This is a genomic window from Rhodococcus sp. 2H158 (assembly GCF_053764755.1).
In genome coordinates this window covers 141,760-160,726 of sequence record NZ_JBSNCE010000001.1, presented here as the reverse complement: position 1 = coordinate 160,726, position 18,967 = coordinate 141,760, and the positions used below count along the sequence as shown (strand labels likewise).

16 protein-coding genes and 1 riboswitch are annotated in these 18,967 nt (G+C 70.3%); all 16 genes read right to left on the bottom strand.

The features are described 5' to 3' along the window. Positions 1-172 precede the first annotated feature (172 nt). A complete protein-coding gene (locus ACWPOB_RS00745; protein ID WP_100055476.1) occupies positions 173-1,330 on the bottom strand; it encodes an LLM class flavin-dependent oxidoreductase in 1,158 nt (385 codons plus the stop codon). Beyond that, the gene (locus tag ACWPOB_RS00740; RefSeq protein ID WP_100055475.1) at positions 1,327-2,103 is read right to left on the bottom strand and encodes a DUF1684 domain-containing protein; all 777 of its coding nucleotides are present in this window, start codon (positions 2,101-2,103) and stop codon (positions 1,327-1,329) included. The genes ACWPOB_RS00745 and ACWPOB_RS00740 overlap by 4 nt, the downstream gene beginning before the upstream one ends. After that, a complete protein-coding gene (locus ACWPOB_RS00735; protein WP_100055474.1) occupies positions 2,100-3,470 on the bottom strand; it encodes an NtaA/DmoA family FMN-dependent monooxygenase in 1,371 nt (456 codons plus the stop codon). The genes ACWPOB_RS00740 and ACWPOB_RS00735 overlap by 4 nt, the downstream gene beginning before the upstream one ends. A 14-nt stretch (positions 3,471-3,484) precedes the next feature. Then, entirely contained in the window at positions 3,485-4,588 is a 1,104-nt protein-coding gene (locus tag ACWPOB_RS00730) for an LLM class flavin-dependent oxidoreductase (protein ID WP_100055473.1), read from the bottom strand. Next, positions 4,578-6,179, bottom strand: a complete 1,602-nt coding sequence (locus ACWPOB_RS00725) for a dipeptide ABC transporter ATP-binding protein (RefSeq protein WP_100055472.1) — start codon at positions 6,177-6,179, stop codon at positions 4,578-4,580. Before ACWPOB_RS00725 ends, ACWPOB_RS00730 begins: the two co-directional genes overlap by 11 nt. After that, positions 6,176-7,093, bottom strand: a complete 918-nt coding sequence (locus ACWPOB_RS00720) for an ABC transporter permease (RefSeq protein ID WP_100055471.1) — start codon at positions 7,091-7,093, stop codon at positions 6,176-6,178. The genes ACWPOB_RS00725 and ACWPOB_RS00720 overlap by 4 nt, the downstream gene beginning before the upstream one ends. Continuing rightward, positions 7,086-8,117: an ABC transporter permease gene (locus ACWPOB_RS00715; protein ID WP_100055470.1), complete on the bottom strand. Its 1,032-nt coding sequence runs from the start codon at positions 8,115-8,117 to the stop codon at positions 7,086-7,088. The genes ACWPOB_RS00720 and ACWPOB_RS00715 overlap by 8 nt, the downstream gene beginning before the upstream one ends. Positions 8,118-8,120: 3 nt before the next feature. Then, entirely contained in the window at positions 8,121-9,752 is a 1,632-nt protein-coding gene (locus tag ACWPOB_RS00710) for an ABC transporter substrate-binding protein (RefSeq protein ID WP_455399570.1), read from the bottom strand. Between the two features lie 204 nt (positions 9,753-9,956). Continuing rightward, positions 9,957-10,051: riboswitch (SAM riboswitch) on the bottom strand. A gap of 45 nt (positions 10,052-10,096) precedes the next feature. Further along, complete coding sequence (locus tag ACWPOB_RS00705; RefSeq protein ID WP_455399569.1) at positions 10,097-11,518, bottom strand: MFS transporter; 1,422 nt, start codon at positions 11,516-11,518, stop codon at positions 10,097-10,099. Between the two features lie 13 nt (positions 11,519-11,531). Continuing rightward, a complete protein-coding gene (locus ACWPOB_RS00700) occupies positions 11,532-12,890 on the bottom strand; it encodes an NtaA/DmoA family FMN-dependent monooxygenase (protein ID WP_455399568.1) in 1,359 nt (452 codons plus the stop codon). Then, complete coding sequence (locus ACWPOB_RS00695; protein ID WP_455399567.1) at positions 12,887-14,131, bottom strand: LLM class flavin-dependent oxidoreductase; 1,245 nt, start codon at positions 14,129-14,131, stop codon at positions 12,887-12,889. Before ACWPOB_RS00695 ends, ACWPOB_RS00700 begins: the two co-directional genes overlap by 4 nt. Positions 14,132-14,239: 108 nt before the next feature. Further along, positions 14,240-14,800, bottom strand: coding sequence for a GNAT family N-acetyltransferase (locus ACWPOB_RS00690; RefSeq protein WP_455399566.1), 561 nt, complete (start codon positions 14,798-14,800; stop codon positions 14,240-14,242). Then, a complete protein-coding gene (locus ACWPOB_RS00685; RefSeq protein ID WP_455399565.1) occupies positions 14,797-15,927 on the bottom strand; it encodes an FAD-dependent oxidoreductase in 1,131 nt (376 codons plus the stop codon). The genes ACWPOB_RS00690 and ACWPOB_RS00685 overlap by 4 nt, the downstream gene beginning before the upstream one ends. 28 nt (positions 15,928-15,955) lie before the next feature. Beyond that, positions 15,956-16,915, bottom strand: coding sequence for an ABC transporter substrate-binding protein (locus tag ACWPOB_RS00680; RefSeq protein WP_455399707.1), 960 nt, complete (start codon positions 16,913-16,915; stop codon positions 15,956-15,958). Between the two features lie 20 nt (positions 16,916-16,935). Further along, on the bottom strand, positions 16,936-17,718 hold the full coding sequence (locus tag ACWPOB_RS00675) for an amino acid ABC transporter ATP-binding protein (protein WP_455399564.1): 783 nt from the start codon (positions 17,716-17,718) through the stop codon (positions 16,936-16,938). After that, entirely contained in the window at positions 17,715-18,686 is a 972-nt protein-coding gene (locus ACWPOB_RS00670; RefSeq protein ID WP_100055461.1) for an amino acid ABC transporter permease, read from the bottom strand. Before ACWPOB_RS00670 ends, ACWPOB_RS00675 begins: the two co-directional genes overlap by 4 nt. Positions 18,687-18,967 lie beyond the last annotated feature (281 nt).

Below are 18,967 nucleotides of genomic sequence, written 5' to 3'. Positions count from 1 at the left end.
GTCAGCCCGTACAGATGCCCGAGGAGGTCCGGCCCAGATCGACGTGACGACGGCACCAGCGGGCGACGACGGCCGCTGCGGTTTCGGGTGCCATGGGCGATATCCTACACAATCGGTCGGGAATGCTCGATTCGGTGGTGAACCCGCCGTTCGGGCGGGTTCACCACCGGGGTCATGCCGCGCGGAGCGCGGCGAGCCCCCATGCGCGCGCCAGCAATTCGTACGAACGCAGCCGGTCCTCGTGCCGGTGCGTCACCGACGTGACCACGAGCTCGTCCGCCCCGGTGACGCGCTGCAGCGACTCGAGCCGCTCCGCCACGGTGGCGGGGGCGCCGACGAACTGGGTGATCAGCCGGTCGTCGACGAGGCTGCGCTCCTCGTCGGTCAGGGGCGCAGACGTGGCCGGGTCCGGGTACGGGACGGCCCCGTGGCCGGACCGGATGCTGTGCGTCCAGTGCCCGTACGTGGCCGCCAGGTCACGCGCGGTGGCGTCGTCGTCGGCGACGACCGCGTCGGCGGACACCACCACGTACGGCCGGTCGAGGAAGCGGGACGGGCGGAACGCCGCGCGGTACGCCTCGACCGCCTCGACGGTGGTGCCGGGACTGACGTGGTAGTTCGCACCGAACGGCAGGCCCAGCCGTCCGGCCAGCGACGCCGACGGCCCGGCACTGGTCCCGAAGACCCACAGCTCGACGTCCGCGCCCTCGCCGGGGCTGGCGTGCAGCTCGATCCCGTCCTCGGTGCGATAGGTCCCGTCCAGCAGAGCGAGGATGTCGTCCACCTGCCCGTCGAAGTCCGGGGCCTGCGCTCCCGGTTGCTGCAACACGGCGAACCCGGCGGCCAGGCGCGGGGAGGACAGCAACGGCCCAGGCTGGTACGGCGGCGGAATGACCAGGCCGTCGCGCACCTCGGTGGCGCGGCGCGATTCCTGTTCGGCGGCCCCGGACCGGGCGGCCGCGAGCGCCTCCGCCCGGCGCTGTCCCGACCGGCCGAGTCCCAGGTCGATCCTGCCCGGATACAGCGCGTCCAGCGTGCCGAACGCCTCGACCACACCGGCCGCGGTGTTGTGACCGAGCTGAACCGCGGCGGCACCGACGCGGATCGTGCTGGTGGCGGCGGCGATCGCGCCGATCAGCACGGTCGGCGACGACGACGCGACGGCGACGAAGTGGTGCTCGGCCACCCAATACCGGCGGTATCCCCACCCTTCCGTCCTCCGGGCCAGGTCGACGGTGTTGTGCACCGCCTGCGCCGTGGTGGATCCCTCGCTGACGGGGGAGAGGTCGAGAACCGAGAGCGGTACCGGATTCGATGCGGTCGTCGTCACCGGGCCTCCTCGTCGCGCGGAGTGCGTTCGCCGGCCTCGACGGCGAACCGCAGCCGGTTCTCCGCCGGGGCGATGGGGCACGTCGCCGCGTCGGTGAACGCGCATGGCAGGTTGGCGGCCCGGGTGAAGTCGAGCGTGACCGAGCCGTCGGCGGTCGGCGCGGCGACCTCGAGGATCCGCGCGGCCGGGTAGGTCGTCACGCCGCTGGTCCCGTCGGTGAACAGCACGCGCAGCGGACCCGAGCCGTCGCCGAACGCGACGAGGCGGTGCTCGGCGCCGTCGTGGGTGAAGCGGATCAGCCCGGCCGCGCTGTGGTGGTGCTCGAGGCCGTCGACCACGGCGCCGGTGGTGACGGTCCGCGCCTGATCGAAGGCCTCGAAACGGCCCTGCAGCACCCACTCCGGCGCGGGCTCGTACGCGGGGATTCCGGTGAAGGCCGCCAGAGCCGGCGATTTCGGGTCGTGGATGCGGACGGCGAACCGGCCGGTGCGGCGGATGATCTCGGCGTAGCCGTCGCCGGCCGCGACCCGGACACCGGGTGCGCCCTCGATCGGCTCGTGCGCCTCGGTTCCGCCGTCGGATTCGAGGAGCACGCGCTCGCCGTCCACCCGCCACGATCCGGGCACCTCGTCGAGGATCGTGGGCTCGGTGTCCAGCCAGTACAGCCCGGTCAGGCTGAGCCAGCCGTCCGGGCGGCGCAGCGCCTCCTCGCGGGCTGCGTGCCAGCTCCGCCAGTCCTCGGTGAACGTCTCTCGGTCGAGTGTGGTGGTCACGATGCCTGGACTCCTTCGTCGATCTCGTGCGGGTGGCGCAGGTCGAGGTGACTGCGCAGGGTGGTGCCCTCGTATTCGGTGCGGAAACTGCCGCGTTCCTGCAGCAGCGGCACGACCTTGTCGACGAATTCGTCGAGGCCGCCGGGGGTGAGGTGCGGAACCAGAATGAAGCCGTCGCTCGCATCGGTCTGCACATAGCGGTCGATCTCGGCGGCGACGTGTTCGGGGGTGCCGACGAACTGCTGCCGCGCGGTGACCTCGATGATCAGTTCGCGGATGCTGAGCTTCTCGGCCTCGGCCTTCTCCCGCCAGGCCAGCGCGACGGCGCGCGGATCCTTGGCGTGGCGGACGCGGCCGCGCGTGATGTTCAGGTTGTCCTCCGGTTCGACGTCCGGCAGCGGCCCCTCGGGGTCGTACCCGGACAGGTCGCGGCCCCACACCTGCTCGAGGAACGCGATCGCGGTCTGCGGGCTCACCTGCTGCAGCCGGATGTGGCGGGCCTGCTCGGCCGCATCCTCCGCGGAGTCGCCGAGGACGAACGTCGCGGCCGGCAGGATCTTCAGGTCGGCGTGGCTGCGCCCGTACTTCGCGAGGCGGCCCTTGACGTCGGCGTAGAAGGCATGGCCCTCCTCGAGGGTGCCGTGGCCGGTGAAGATGGCGTCGGCCTTGGCGGCGCCGAATTCGCGGCCCTCGTCGGAGTCACCGGCCTGCAGGAGCACCGGGTGTCCCTGCGGGCTGCGTGGCACCTCGAACCGCCCGGAGATGTCGAACTGGGTGGTGTGGATGTCGAACGGAGCGATGTCGGAATCCGCCGCGAAGATGCCGTTTTCGCGGTCGACGACCGGTGCTCCGGGTCGCCAGCCGTCCCACAGCTGCCGGGTGACGTCGACGATCTCGTGGGCGCGGACGTAGCGCTGCGAGTGGTCGAGATAGCCGCCACGCCTGAAGTTCTCGCCGGTGAAGGCGTCGGAGGAGGTGACGAGGTTCCACGCGGCGCGGCCGTCGGACAGATGGTCGAGGGTGGCGAACTGCTTGGCCAGTTCGTACGGCTCGTTGAAGGTGGTGTTGATCGTGCCCGCGAGTCCGAGGTGGGTCGTCGCACCGGCGAGGGCCTCGAGAACCGTGAGCGTGTCGGGCCGGCCGACGACGTCGAGATCGTGGATGCGGCCGCGGTGTTCGCGCAGCCGCAGTCCCTCGGCCAGGAAGAAGAAGTCGAACAGTCCGCGTTCTGCGGTCCGGGCCAGGTGCAGGAACGACTCGAAGTCGATCTGGCTCTTCGATTCGGGATCCGCCCACACGGTCGTGTTGTTGACACCCGGGAAGTGCGCGGCCAGGTGAATCTGCTTTCGAACGGTATTCTGCGGCATGGTGATCGACCTCCTCAGGCGGTGGCGTAGCGGTTGGCGGGGCGCGGGAGGCCGAGACGGTCCCGCAGGGTCCCGGTGGACGTCGGGACCTGCGGCCGCAACACCGGCAGGACCCGTTCGGTGAGCGCCGCGACCGTGCCGGCGAGGGCCAGCGGACGTAACACCACGCCGTCCACGCCGTCCACGTCCCCGAGGAGGGCGAGCAGCCCCGCCGGGCCGCCGCGGTAGAACAGCGACTCCGGCGTGTAGGCCGCGCCGGCCCAGTTCTCGAGCTGGGCCAGGTCCGCGGCGGCGGTGGCGTCGTCCGCGGCGAGCAGCACGTCGATGTCGAGCAGCACCGCCGGTCGCCGATCACCGGCCTGCGCGCGCAGGCGCCCGGCCAGGTTCGCGGCGGACTCGAGGTCGGCGGCCTCGATACGCACGAGATCGGCGCGCTCCGCGGCGAAGTCGAACGACTGCTCGTCCGCTACCGCAACCGCGACGAGGGGCCGGCCCTGGGGTGACCGGGGCGTGATCGACGGACCTTTGACGGAGAAGTGCTCGCCGACGAAGTCGATGTAGTGCAGCTTGTCCCGGTCGACGAACCGGCCGGTGGCGACGTCGCGGATCTCGGCGTCGTCCTCCCAGCTGTCCCACAGGCGGGCCGCGACCTCGGCGGCCTCGGCGGCCTCGATCCACAGTGAGCCGGTGTCCTGGGTGCCCTTGCGGCCGAACAGGGCGGCCCGGTCCTCGCCCTCGGAGACGGCGACCTGCCACCCCGCACGGCCGACCGTGGTGTGGTCGAGGGTTTGCACGGCCTTGGCCACGTGGAACGGTTCCGTGTGGGTCACCGTCGCGGTGGGGATCAGCCCGATCCGCGAGGTGACGGCGGACAGCCGCGCGGCGACGCCGACCGCTTCGAGCCGGCCGCGCACGGTGTCCGCACCGGAGTCGATTCCGAACGAGTCCGGGAGGAAGGCCAGGTCGACGCCGGCACGGTCCGCGCGGCCCACGAGATCCGCCCAGTAGCGGGCCGTGAACACGTCCTCCGCGCGTGAATCCGTGCGACGCCACGAATGCGGATGCGAGCCGGTTCCGCGGAATTCGAGGGCGAGCAACAACTGTGAACTATCGGGCATGGCGAACCTTCCCTGGAATGGCATCGAGCAGCAGTTTCGTGTACTCGTGCTGTGGGCTGTCGAAAATCTCTGCGGTGGTCCCGGATTCGACGATTTCGCCGGACCGCATCACCGCGACGGTGTCGCTGATCTGCCGGACCACGGCAAGATCGTGGGAGATGAACAGGTAGCTCAGCCCCAGCTCGTCTTGCAGGCGGGTGAGCAGGTCGAGGATCTGCGCCTGGACCGACACGTCGAGCGCGGAGACGGGCTCGTCGAGCACGAGCAGTTCCGGGTGCAGCGCGAGCGCGCGGGCGATCGCCACGCGCTGGCGTTGTCCGCCGGACAGTTCCGCGGGTCTGCGCTCGAGGTGTGCCGTGCTCAGCGCCACCTGCCCGAGCAGCTCCGCAACACGTTCGGCGCGCTCGTTCTTCGTGCCGATGCCGAAGGCTTCGAGCGGTTCGGCGACGATGTCGCGGATTCGGAGCTTGGGATTCAGGGCCGCATAGGGGTTCTGGTGGACGATCTGCACCCGGCGGCGGAGCTCGCGCAGGTCCCGGCCGCGCAGCGCGGTGATGTCCCGCCCGTCGAACCGGACCTGGCCGGACGTGGCGGATTCCAGTCGGATCGCGATGCGGGACACCGTGGACTTGCCGGAACCGGACTCGCCGACCAGGGACAGAGTGCGACCGCGCGGAACCGAGAAGGAGACGTTGCGCACCGCCTCGAGCGCCGTGCGCCGGTCGATGCGGAAGGTCCTCGAGACCCCGGACACGGTGAGCAGGGGTTCCGCGGGTCCGCGGCCGGGCCGGGCCGCGGCGCCGGCGAGGCTCGGTGCGGCGGCGACGAGCGCCCGGGTGTACTCGTGCCGGGGGTTCTCGAGGATCTGCCGGGCCGGCCCGGTCTCGACGATCCGGCCCTGGCTCATCACGACGATGCGGTCGGCGCGGTCGGCGGCGACGCCGAGGTCGTGGGTGATGAGCAGGACCGCGGTACCGGTCTCGGCGATGCGGCTGTCGAGGTGGTCGAGGATGCGCCGCTGCACGGTGACATCGAGGGCGCTGGTCGGCTCGTCGGCGATGACGAGGTCCGGCCGGCACGCGAGCGCGATGCCTATGAGCACGCGCTGCCGCTGCCCGCCGGACAGGTCCTGCGGGTACTGCCTGGCACGGAGTTCGGGATCGTCGAGCCCCGCTTCCGCGAGGATGCGCAGCGCGTCGATCTTCGCGGTGCGCCGGTCGGCGAGACCGTGGATACGCAGGACCTCGGCGACCTGGTCACCGATGCGGACGACCGGGTTCAGGGACGTGGTGGGGTCCTGGGGCACGAGTCCGATGCGGGCACCGCGCACCTTCTCGAAGGCGCGGTCGGGCAGGGTGTCCAGTCGCTGCCCGTCGAACGTGACGGTGCCGCCGGTGATCCGGCCGCTACCCGACAGCAGGCCGAGGATCGCGTGTGCGGTCGTCGACTTGCCGGAACCGGACTCGCCGACCACCGCGACGACCTCACCCCGGGAAAGCGTGAAGCGGACCCCGTCCACCGCGGTGACCGGGTCGCGACGGCTGCCGTACTCGACCCGCAGGTCGCGTACATCCAGCAGGGGCGCGGTCATCGAGTGCTCCGTTCTTCGATGGCGTGACCGAGGCGATGCGCCGACAGGACGACCGCCACGATGACCAGGCCGGGCAGTGTCGTCATCCACCAGGCGGTGGCCAGGTAGTTCCTGCCCTCGGAGATCAACGATCCCCATTCCGGGGTGGGCGGCACCGCGCCGAAGCCGAGGAAGCTCAGCGACGACACAGCGAGCACGGCCATGCCGAACTCGACCGCCGCGAGCGCGACGACGGGGGCGTACGAGTTGCGCAGCACGTGCCGGCGCAGGACGGTGTGCCAGCGGGCACCGCATGCGAACGCCGCCTCGACGTACAGGGCGCGGCGCACGCGCAGGACCTCCGACCGCATGACGCGGGCGAAGTTCGCGACGAGCCCGACGCCGACCGCGATCGCCACGTTCATGGTGCCGAATCCGAGCGCGGTGACGAGCGCCAGGGACAGCAACAGGGCGGGGATGGACAGCAGAACGTCGACGACCCGCATGAGTACTGCGTCGAAGACGCGCAGGCGCGGAGCGTCGACCGCACCGCCGGCCGCACCGGAGAGCAACCCGACGAGCGAGCCGACGACGAGAGCGAGTCCGACGGCGACGAGCGTCGCGGTCAGGGACAGGCCCGCACCGTGCACGACCCGGGTGTACACGTCGCGCCCGATGTTGTCGGTGCCGAACCAGTGCGCCGCGGACGGCCCCTGCAACTTGTCGCCCGGGACGCCCTGCAGCGGATCACCGGACGCGAAGACCGAGGGGAACAGGGCGAAGCCGACGGCGAGGAGCAGCACGGTGGTCGAGACCACGAGAGCCCCGTAGCGGCGCAGGGCGCTCGTGGCGCCCCGGCGCCGGGACGGTGCGTGTGGCCCGGCCGCGGCCTGTGCGGACGCGGCGACCGGTTCCCGGATCAGGACGTCAGACATGTGCCTTCCTCTCCTCCTCCACCGCGAAGCCGGTGAGTTCGGTGGTCCCCTCGGCGGGCGTCGGATGCGAGGGCGAACCGCCGCCGCGACGGCCGTCGGCGATGCGTGGATCGATGAGCGGATAGACCAGGTCCACCGCGAGGTTGACGAGCACGAAGATCACCGCACTGAAGACCACGATGCCCTGGACGACGGGAATATCCTGCGCCAGAACCGAAGTCTGGGTCAGCCGACCGACACCGGCGCGGGAGAACACCGTCTCGACGACCACGGACCCCGCCAGCAGGTTGCCGACCGTCACCCCGGCGATGGTGAATGCGGGGATGCTGGACAGGCGCAGTGTGTGCCGGGTCTGAAGGCGCCACCGGGACGCGCCCTTGGCGCGAGCTGCTTCGACGAACGGTTGCCGCCATGTGGTCTGCAGGCTCGCGGCGAGGACCTGCGCGATCACCGCACCGGTGGGGAGCGCGAGGGTGATCGCCGGCAGCACCAGATGCTCGATGCCCTGGTCGCCGAATGCTGGAAGCAGCTTCATCCGGAACGAGAAGAGCTGGAGCAGAAGCAGTCCCACCCAGAAGGTCGGAACCGCGACACCGAGCGGCGGCAGCGAGAACAGCGCGCTGCGCAGCCACCGGGCACGCGTGTACGTGGCGACGAACGCGATCGAGGTGCCGAGGAGCACGGCGAGCGCCAGGGCGGCCGCGGCCAGGGCCAGGGTGCTGGGTACGGCGGCGGCGATCGCTTCGGTCACGGGTTGTCCTGTGACGATCGAGATGCCGAAGTCACCCCGGACGGCGTTGCTCAGCGCACTGAGGTACTGCTCCCACAGCGGCCGGTCGAGCCCGTACCGTTCCTGCAGTTGCGCGACAGCGGCCGCATCCACCGGTGTGCCGCTGCCGGCGCCGTCGACCGCGATGCTCACCGGGTCGGACGGCAGCAGGTACAGCACGCCGAACGAGACGGTGAACGCCGCCCACAGCACCAGCAACGCCTGCACGAGCCGGGAACCGAGATACCGGGCCATGGTCTACTCGCTCAGCCAGGTGTCGAAGAACTGCAACCGGGCGGAGGCCTCGAACGTCAGGTCCTGCACCGTCCCCGCCGCACCGATGGCCTGGGACAGCTCCACGGTCGGTAGCCACAGGCCGTTGTCGAGGACGAGCTGCTGTGCCTGCTCGACCAGCTCGCCGCGTTCGGCCGGGTCGGTGGTGCGCAGCTGCGCAGACAGGACCTCGTCCAGTGCCGGGATCGGGCCGCGGTTGTTGAGGTTGCGCCCGTCGAGTCCGAACGTGGTGCGCAGGATGTCGCCGTCGGCGCGCGTGCTGTTGTAGTAGGTGGCGTCGAAGTCCTTCGCACCCTGCCGGGCAGTGGCTTCCGGGGTGGAGACCAGGTCGAGCTGCAGGTCGATACCGACCTCGCGCAGCTGCTGCTGCACGAGCTCGAGGATCGCCTGGTTGCCGGCGAACACCGAACTGAACAGCACCGAGAAGGACAGGCGGTTGCCGTCCTTGACGCGGATGCCGTCCGGGCCGGGAACCCAGCCGGCGGTGTCGAGGATCGACTTCGCCTTCGCCGGGTCGTAGGTGACGTCGTCGAGCGCGACGTAGCCGGGGGTGCGGGAGGCGAGGGTGCTGGTCGCGGGCCGGAAATCGGGGCCGAGGACGGTGTCGACGAGTTCCTGGCGGTCGAGGGCCGGCACGATCGCGGCGCGCACCGCCGGATCGGTCAGGACGCCACGGGTGACGTTCGGCTGGAAACCGAACGGGACACCCGGGTTCGGCGTGGTGAGGATCCGTCCGCCGCTGCCTTCGATCTGGGAAGCGTCCTGCGGCAGCGCATCGCTGATCGCGTCGAGCTGGCCGGATGCGAGGCTTCCGGTGCGTACACCGGACTCCGGGACGATCGTGAACTCGATGCGATCGAGGTAGGCCTCGCCGTCGTGCGCGAACACGTCGGATCCCCATGAGTATCCGGTGCGCTTGACCAGCGTGGCGGACTTGTCCTGCTGGTAGTCCTCGTAGACGAAGGGACCGGTGCCGGACAGGTCGCCGGCGCAGCGTTCCTCCGCGGACTTCGCGACGTCCCTGTCGGACAGGAAGCCGAGTTGCAGCGTCGACGACGCCTGCAGGAACTGCGCGTTCGGTCCGGCGAAGGACACCTGGGCGGTGAGCGGATCGAGCACCGTGGTGCCGGTGTACCCCGACAGGTAGCTCGCCGCCAGCGCTGCCTTGGCGCCGGTGAGGGTCTGGACGATCGCGTCGAAGTTCTTCTTCACCGAGTCCGCAGTGAACGGGGTGCCGTCACTGAATGTCACGCCGTCCTTCAGCCGGAACGTGAACGCCGAGGCTGCCCCGTTCACCTCCCAGCTTTCGGCGAGCCACGGCTTCAGTTCACCGGTCCCGGGGTCCTGATCGGTGAGCGAGTCGACGATCTGACGGGCGACGTAGATGGTCTGGTTGCTGCCGGCCTGGGCGGGATCGGCGCACGTGGGGGCCTGGGACAAGCCGTAGCGCAGGGTTCCGCCGGGCTGCGGGGTGCCGCCACCGGAGGAGGTGCCCGCCGTGTCGGTGCCGCACGCGGCGAGTCCACCGGCGAGGATTGCGGCGGTGGCGGCCGCGACGGCGCGACGTCGGGCGGCAGAGGTGAACGGAACAGGCACCGGGGAACTCCATGATCTCGTGAGGCGCCGATGGCACCGCGTTTCGCGATGCCACCGGCCGGGCAGACGGTCGTAGTTCTTCGACTGGGTAGCGCCGCTCAGGCGCGACAGGATCGTGGGCGACAGATGCCCGAGCACTGACGGCACAGGTCGACGTGCAGGCGCGCCCACGCGCCCACGAACCCCTCGCCTGCCATGCCTTCTCCTCCATCGTTCCCGGCGGTAGCACCCTCACCTGCGGCGGCAGGGGGTTGCTGCGACGTCGTCGAGCCGGGTCTCTCGGTCGCTCTGGATGGTTCTCGGTGACCGTACGCGTTGCGAACGAGTTCGGAGAACCCTTTCGCTCACCGTGATCGAAACCCGGTGCCGGCACGACGGCGCCGGTCGGCGAGCGCACAGAGCAGCGACACCGCGAGCATCGCGGCGCACACCGCGAGGCCGGCCGACGTGGCACCGGCGAAGTCGTCCCCGTCCGTCGCCAGCGCCGACAGATACAGGCCGGACACCGCGGCGAGGGCGACCGTCGCGGACAACCGCTGTGACAGCTGCAGGAACCCGGCCGCGACACCATGACCGCCCGCCGGGGACGACTCGAGCGTCAGCGCCCGGTTGGGTGCATCCACGAATCCACCCGAGAGGCCCGACAGCGCGGCCAGCGCCACGAACACCGGCATCGTGGCGTCGTGCTGCACAGCGGCGGCGTAGCCACCGACGACGGCGATCTCGGCTGCCACCACCACGACGACCGTCACCCGGCCGTATCGCGCGACGACCCGCCACCCCACGGCCGAGGCGACGGCCATCGCCGCGGCGGCGGCGGACAGCACGGCGGCGGCCTGGACAGCGGCATAGCCGCGCCCCTCGATGAGGTACAGGCTCACGACGGTGTTCAGGGACAGCACCGCACCGAACCAGAACAGTGCGACCAAGGTGCCGAGGACGTATCCGCCGGAGCCGGTCAGTTCGGGAAGCAGCACGGGCTTGCCGCCGCGCGCGGCGACACGGCGTTCCCACGACAGGAAGGTGGCGAGTGAGACCGCCGCTCCCCCGACGGCGAACACCGCACCCACCGGACCCGGTTCGGAGACCACGGGCAGCATCACCAGCGTCGTGGCCGCCGCGAGCAGCACGAGGCCCCCGGCATCGACCCCGCTGCGGGCCGACGGTCGTCCCCGATCCGGGGGCAGGCGGCGTGCCGCGAGCGCGAGTGTGACGAGTGCGCACGGCACGTTGAGAATCAGCAGAACGCGCCACCCGTACTCCCCGGGCGCAGCGCCGAGCACCAGCCCACCGACGAGCGGACCGCACAGCCCGGCGAGGCCCCCGGCCGTGCTGTAGGCGGCCAGGGCCCGGGCGCGCGCCGGGCCGGTGTAGTTCTCGGCCAGGATCCCGAGCACCTGCGCGCTGATCAGGCCGGCCCCGACGCCCTGACCGGCCCGTGCGGCGACGACCGTCCAGGGGTCGGACGCGACAGCTCCGCACACTCCCATGACCGCGAAGAGGGCCATGCCCGCGAGGAACAGCCGCCGCCGGCCGGCCACATCGCCGAGCCGGCCTGCCGGGACCAGCGCAAGACCGAAGCTCAGCGAGTATGCGGCCCGGATCCACTGCACCTGCGAAACGCCCGCGTCGAGGCCGGTCCGCAAGGCGGGAAGGCCGATGTTCAGCACCGACGAATCGAGCAGGGTGGTGAAGCCGGCGGCCGCACAGACCGGCACCACCGACGTCGTCTGCCGGGGCGTCGGCGCCCGATCGGTGAGTGTCACGCGGGGAGGTGGGCTAACCGCCGACCGCCACCGGATCGGCCGGTACCCGCAGCCCGAGGTTGTGCCGCAGCGTGGTTCCGGTGTACTCGGCGCGGAGGACACCGCGGTCCTGCAGCAGGGGCACCACCTCGTCGACGAAATCGTCGAGTCCCCAAGGAACGAGGTGCGATCCGAGGATGAACCCGTCCGAGCCGTCGTTCTGCACGAAGGCGTCGATCTGCTCGGCGATCCGTGCCGCGGTACCGACGAGGGGTCCGCGCTCGAACTGGTCGATCACGACCTCTCGCAGCGTCAGCTTCTTCTCCTCCGCGATCGCGCGGAGCCGTGCGACGGTCTCGAGCCGGTCCTGGTGGACGAACGCCCGTCCCTGGATGATCGGCTCGGCGTCGGGGTCGGGATCGATGTCCGGCAGTGGGCCCTCCGGATCGTATTCGGACAGATCCCGATTCCAGATCTGCTCGAGCAGGATCAGGGCGGCCTGCCCGGTGACCTGCTGATTACGGATCTCGTGGTACTTCTCGACGGCCTCGGCCTCGGTGTCACCGATCACGAAGCTCGCCGACGGCAGGATCTTGATGTCGTCGGCGGAGCGGCCGGCAGCGATCGCCCGGGCCTTGACATCTCGGTAGAACTCCGTGGCCTCGGGGAGCTTCCCGTACGGGGAGAAGATGGCGTCGGCGTTCGCGGCAGCGAAGTCCCGGCCCTGCGGGGACACCCCGGCCTGGAGGATCACCGGGCGTCCCTGGGGGCTGCGCGGAACCGTGAACCTGCCGTGCACGTCGAGGTGGTTGCCGTGGTGTTCGAAGGCGCCGGCGTCGGGTCGACGCAGGAACCGGCCGCCGGCCTTGTCGGCGACGATGTCGTCGCTGCGCCACGAATCCCAGAGTTGACGGATGAGCGTCAGGTTCTCCTCCGCGCGCTCGTACCGTTGGGAGCGATCCAGGAAGCCGCCGCGGCGGAAGTTGCGCCCGGTGAAGGCATCGAAGGAGGTGACCACGTTCCACGCGGCCCGGCCGCCGGAGAGGTGATCGAGAGAGGCGATCTGCCGAGCCAACTCGTACGGTTCGTTGAAGGTCGCGTTGATGGTGGCGGCCAGGCCGAGGTGGTCCGTGACGGCGGCCAGCGACGCGAGGACCGTGAAGGTGTCGGGCCGGCCGATGATGTCCTGATCGAAGATCCGGCCCGCACGCTCGCGCAGCACGAGGCCCTCGGCGAGGAAGAAGAAGTCGAACTTGCCGCGCTCGGCGGTACGGGCGGTGTGCTCGAAGGTCGAGAACTCGATCTGGCTGCCCGCCCGGGGATCCCACCATGCGGTGTGGTGATTGACACCGCCGAGGTAGGCCCCGAGGATGACCTGCTTGCGTGTGCTCATCGGTCGTGTCCTTCGGTTCCGGCCGTGGTGACGGCGTAGCGGTTGGGAATGTCGGTCGGCAGATCCAGAAGTCCGCGCAGGGACGTGCCGGGGTACTCGGAGCGGAACACCTCGCGCTGTTGCAGGATCGGGACGAGCACGTCGACGATGACGTCGAGGTCGTCGACTGCCACCCCGGGTCGGAGCCGGAAGCCGTCGATACCCTGTCGACGCCACTCACCGATCCGGTCGGCGAGTTCGGCCGCCGACCCGGTGAACACGAGTGCATCCGAGTCGAAGGCGCTGCCCGCGAGTGCGTCGAGACGCCGGAGCCGCTCGGCTCCGCTCTCGTGCGGAGTGTCGAGGAAGACCACGAGGTCCGCGTACACCCGCAGCGGTTCACCGACACGCCCGACCCGCACGCCCGCCGCCGTGACCTCGTCGACGAGGCCACGCACGCGGCGGGTGTCCGACGGGGTGACGAACACCAGATCCGCCTGCCGCGACGCCAGTTCGTACGGAAGGTCGCGGTGGGCCAGCAGTGCGACCACCGGCTGTCCCTGCGGCGGTCGGGGTGTGATCGACGGCCCTCGAACGTGGAAGAACCGGCCTTCGAAGTCGATGTAGTGCAGCTTGTCGCGGTCGATGAACCGTCGCGTCTCCACGTCGCGGAGCTCCGCGTCGTCCTCCCAGCTGTCCCACAGCCGCCGAACGACCTCGACGGCGTCGGTGGCCTCGTCGAACAGGTCGTGGACGAACTCGGGCAGGCGATTCTCGGCGAGCGCCTGCCGGTCGCGCTTGTCGAGTCCCGGGATGTCGCGCCGGCCGAAGTGTGCGGCCTCTTGCGCGGAGGAGGACACCTTGACCTGCCAGCCGGCGCGGCCGTGCGATGTGTAGTCGAGGGTGGCCAGCGCCTTGGACACGTGGAACGGTTCGGTGTGCGTGGTGGTGATCGTCGGGATCAGCCCGATGTGCCGGGTCGACGGTGCAACCCGCGCGGCGATCAGGTGCGCATCGAGCCGGACCCGTACCCGGTCCACCGCGTCAGGGTCCTCGCTCGTGTACGGGTTCGCCGGTAAGGCAAGGGAATCCTCGATCGTGACGAAGTCCAGCAGCCCGCGTTCCGCGGTGGTGACGAGGTCGGCCCAGTACGTGGGTGAGGTCAATTCGTCGGGGCGTGAATTCTCTTCACGCCACGCGGCGGGATGCCAACCGGCGCCGTCGAGCGCGACGGCGAGGTGGACGGGAGATGTCGAGGTCATCGGCGAGACTCCTGGTCGGGATACGGCGGGGATCGGTGTTGGAACAGGGGTGTCCGGCAATGAGGGCGCGCCGGCACCATTCACGCGAGAATCGGACGTCCGCACCCGTCACGACGGCTGTGGACGTCCGATTCCTGCACTTCCGTCGGGCGAGAGCCGGCGAGGCCGGTCCGTCCGCAACCGGATCAGCGTCTTCTCGAAGGGGTGCGGCCCGATCTCCTCGGCCGGTCGGCCGGGATCGAACAGGGCGGTGTATCCCGCGGCCAGGTACAGTGCGACCGCCTCGGGCTGACGCCACCCGGTGGTCAGGTAGATGCGGGCGTACCCCCTCCGGGCCGCCTCGGCCTCGAGTTCCTCCAGCACGAGTCTGCCGAGTCCGCGGCGGCGGTGCGCCTTCGACGTCCAGATGCGCTTGAGCTCTGCGGTGGTCGCGTCGTAACGGCGGAACGCGCCACCGGCGACAGGTTCTCCGTCCTCGACGAGCATCAGCAACGTCCCGTCGGGTTCGGCGAACTCGTCGGCCGGGTGGGTGGTGAGGGTATGGATCTGCTCGCCGAGCGGACGTTCGTAGCGGGTGCTGTATTCGACGGCGAGTTCGGCGAGCAGCGGGGCGGCCAGCGGGTCGTCCTGCCGCACGGTGCAGACCTGGATGCGGCGGGCGGTGGTCATCGCGCGGTCACCGCCTCGCGGGTGCCGAACCGGAACGGCTCCGGTGCGACGGTCGTGCCCTCGACGAGACCCACGATCAGCTCGCCGATCGCGGGGGCGAACTTGAAGCCGTGCCCGGAGAAGCCCGCGGCCACGACGACGGCGCCGATGCGGTCCACGACGAAGTTGCTGTCGGGGGTGCTGGTGTACAGGCAGGTGTCGGCCACGGCGCTGCCCGGGTCGACGCCGGGCAGCCATCGGGCAGCGTAGGCGGCGAGCCGCGCGACGCCGGCGGGGTCGGCCCGGAAGGTTCTCGTCTCGGGCGTCACTTCGGGTCCGGTGCCGTGCTCGCCGATCTTGATGCCGTCCTCGGACCCGAGCCCGTAGATGCCGGCCGTGGTGAGCAACGCGCCGGGGTGATGGACGAAGCTCGGCCAGTCGGGCCCCGTGACGGGAACGAAGTGCGCGGGCTGCTCCTGCGTCGTGCGCATCGCAGGGAGGAGGGGCGCCGGATCCGAAGCCCGGGTGAGCAACCGGTGCGACCACGCGCCGGCCGCGACGACGACGTGCCGGGCGCGCACCACCGCGTCCGGGGTGACCACGTCGGCGCCGTGTCCGTGGCTGTGCAGGCTTTCGACGACGGTCCCGTGCCGCACGTCGGCCCCGGCCTGCGCCGCGGCCTCCTGGAACGCGGCGACCGCGCGGTCGGCGTGCAGCCGTCCCGCCTCGGGATGATGCACGACGGCTGTGTCGAACCGTATTCCGGGCCAACGACGTTCCGCGGCGCGCGGCTCGAGGACCTCGTGCCGGATGCCGAGGGCGGCCAGCGCCCGGGCACGCGACTCGACGACGGCGGGCAGTCCGTGGTCGACCGCCCCGGTGAGGGTCAGTACCTCCGTGCCCATGGTGTCCTGCAGGTGCCGCCAGAGCGGCAGGGCACGGCCGGCGAGCGCCGTGTAGAACTCGCCGTCATAGGCCTGCCGGTAGATGCGGGAACTGCCGTGCGAGGCGCCGCGGCGGTGACCCGGCTCGAACTGCTCGAGGAGGGTCACCGCCTTCCCGCGGGCGGCCAGGCGCCATGCCGCCGCCGACCCGATGACGCCACCCCCGACGATCACGACGTCGGCCCGGGGCTCCACCTCACTCATTGCTGTCCCTCCCCTGGCTGTCGTCCGGTTACTGCTTCTTCGGCAGGCCCGGAGGATTGATCACCGAGGTCTCGACGGCCTCGTTCGCGATACCCCATCGGTCGAGCACCTGTTGGTAGGTGCCGTTCTCGATGACGTGGTTGAGCGCCTCGTTGATTGCCTCGATCAGGCCGTTGTCCTTCTTGGTCAGGACCGCGATCTCGCCCTGCAGGTCCGCACCCGCGCCGGAGAACGTGCCGGCGATCTCGGTCTCCCCGGCCTGGATGACGTGGAACGACGCGGATGGATTGGGCCCGAAGTAGGCGTCGATGCGGCCGGAGCCGAGCGCGAGGTAGTAGTCGGTGGCGTTCTGGAAGTAGAGGATTTCGGTGGGCTCGAGGCCCGCGGCGACATTCTGCTCGTTCCACTCGACGAGCAGCGCCTCCTGGTTGGTGCCGGAGCCCACCCCGACCTTCAGGCCCGCGACATCCTTCGGATCCTTCACCTCGATCCCGCTGTCCTTCTTCACCTCGAAGGCGAGGTTGTCGAGACGGTAGGTGGAGAAGTCGTACTTCTCCTTGCGTTCCTCCGTGACGGTGACATTGGAGATGAACACGTCCGCCTCACCGGAGTCGACGCGCACGAAGTTCTGTGCCCAGTCCGCGGCGGTGAGCTCGACGTCGAGGTCGAGAACGTCGCCGAGGAGATGTGCGAAGTCGGTCTCGGACCCGATGATGGTCTTGTCGTCGTCGGCATAGAACCGCAGCGGGGGTGCGGTGCCGGCGGACCCCGTGACGATGAGGGTGCCGCGGTCGCGGATGGACTGCGGGACCTTGGCCGCGATCTCGGGTACGGGGTCGGTGGTGATGCGGTTCTGGTCGGCGGTGAGGTTGTAGCCGACGGCGCTGGCCGCGTCGGGCTCGTCGGTGCCGCAGGCGGCGACCGACAGCAGGGCGACGGCGGTCAGGGCCGAGGCGACCAGCCTCGTGCGTCGGGTCAACGCGGACATCATTGCCTTTCGGGAGGACTTCAGAGGACTTTGGACAGGAAGGCGCGGGTGCGTTCCTGGGTGGGCCGGTCGAGAACCTGCGCGGGCGGACCTTGTTCGACGACGACGCCGCCGTCCATGAACACGACGGTGTCGGCAACCTCACGCGCGAAGCCGATCTCGTGGGTGACGATCACGAGGGTCGCGCCGTCGCGGGCCAGGTCACGGATCACCTCGAGCACCTCGCCGACCAGTTCGGGGTCGAGCGCGGAGGTCGGCTCGTCGAACAGGATCACGGCCGGGCGCAGCGCGAGGGCGCGGGCGATGGCGACCCGCTGCTGCTGCCCACCGGACAGCTGTTTGGGGTAGTCGTGGATCTTGTCGCCGACGCCGACCCGGTCGAGCAGTTCGCGGGCGAGCGTCTCGACCTCGGCGCGGTCGCGGCGCTGCGCGGAGAGCGGCGCCTCGATCACGTTCTCGAGCACGGTCAGGTGCGGGAAGAGGTTGAAGTTCTGGAACACGAACCCGATGCGCGACCGTTGACGGAGGATGTCCTTCTCGCGCAACTCGTGCAGCTTGTTGCCCCGGCGGCGGTAGCCGACGAGTTCGCCGTCGATGCGGACCGTGCCGCGGTCGACCTTCTCGAGATGGTTGAGGGTGCGCAGCAGGGTGGACTTGCCGGAGCCGGAGGGGCCGAGGATCACCGTGACCTCGCCCTTGCGGACTTTCAGGTCGACACCCCTCAGGACCTCGAGGGATCCGAACGACTTGTGCACGCCTCGGACGTCGACGGCATACGTGGTGGGGTCGACCGGCGTGGTCATCGGGTGGCTCCCCGGGGTGCGGCGATACCCGAGTCGCGGATCTCGCGGAACTTGGCGGCGGTCTTCTGCCAGGGGGTGAGCGTGAGGGCGCGGGACGAGCCGCGCGCGTAGTGCCGCTCCACGTAGTACTGGACGATCGACAACGCGGTGGTGAGCACGATGTACCAGACGGTGGCCACCATGAGCAGGGGCACGACCCGGCCGTTGCGGCCGAAGACGACCTGCACCTGGTAGAACAGCTCGGCGATCGCCATCGTGGAGACGATCGAGGTGCCCTTGAACAGGCTGATGACCTCGTTGGCGGCGTTGGGCAGGATAGATCGCATGGCCTGCGGCAGAACGATCTTGAAGAACTGCCGGCGACGAGGGATGCCCAGGGCCTGCGCCGCCTCGATCTGGCCGTGGTCCACGGAGATGATGCCGGCGCGGATGATCTCCGCCGAGTAGGCGGCCTGATGCAGGGCCAGGCCGATCACCGCGGCGGTGAAGCCGGAGATCACGCCGGTGACCTCGAACTCGAAGAACGACGGTCCGAACGGGACACCCAGCGACAGCGTCCGGTACAGGTACGCGATGTTGAACCAGAACAGCAGCTGCACGATGAGCGGGATGGACCGGAATGCCCAGATGTAGACCCAGGAGATCACCTGCAGGACGGGATTCCTCGACAGCCTGCCGACGGCGAGCAGCACGCCGAGCCCGAATCCGAGAACCGTTCCCCACACGGTGAGTTCGATGGTCACCACCAGGGCCGAGAGCACGGACTGTGCGGTGAAGTACCGAGCGAACGTCGCCCAGTCCCAGCCCGGGTTGGTAGCCAGGCCGTGCACGAACTGCGCCACCAGGACGAGGGTGAGGGCGGCGACCAGCCAGCGCAGCGGGTGGCGGGTGGGGGCGACGACCAGCCCGGCGTCGTCGGGCTCGGCGGTGCTCGTCGGCGCGGGACGGATCCCGGTCGGCGCGCTCACGCCGACCCACCGGGGAAAGCGTTCATCGGGTAGTACCTTTCACGGATCTCGGGTGAGTGATCGGCGTGCACACCGAGAGGGCGGGGCGCGTGGACATCACTGTCGCCCGGCGGGGTCCTGCTCGTCACGGATTCCGATCCGGGTGATTCGAACCCGCCGCAGGACCCGAGCAGTCCGCGGGGGGATACCGCACGCCTGAATGGCCGAATGTCACACGGGTTCGATCCAACTGAACCTGTGTGACATTCGGCCGAGTGCGGCGCCGGTCGGCGGGCGTGGCT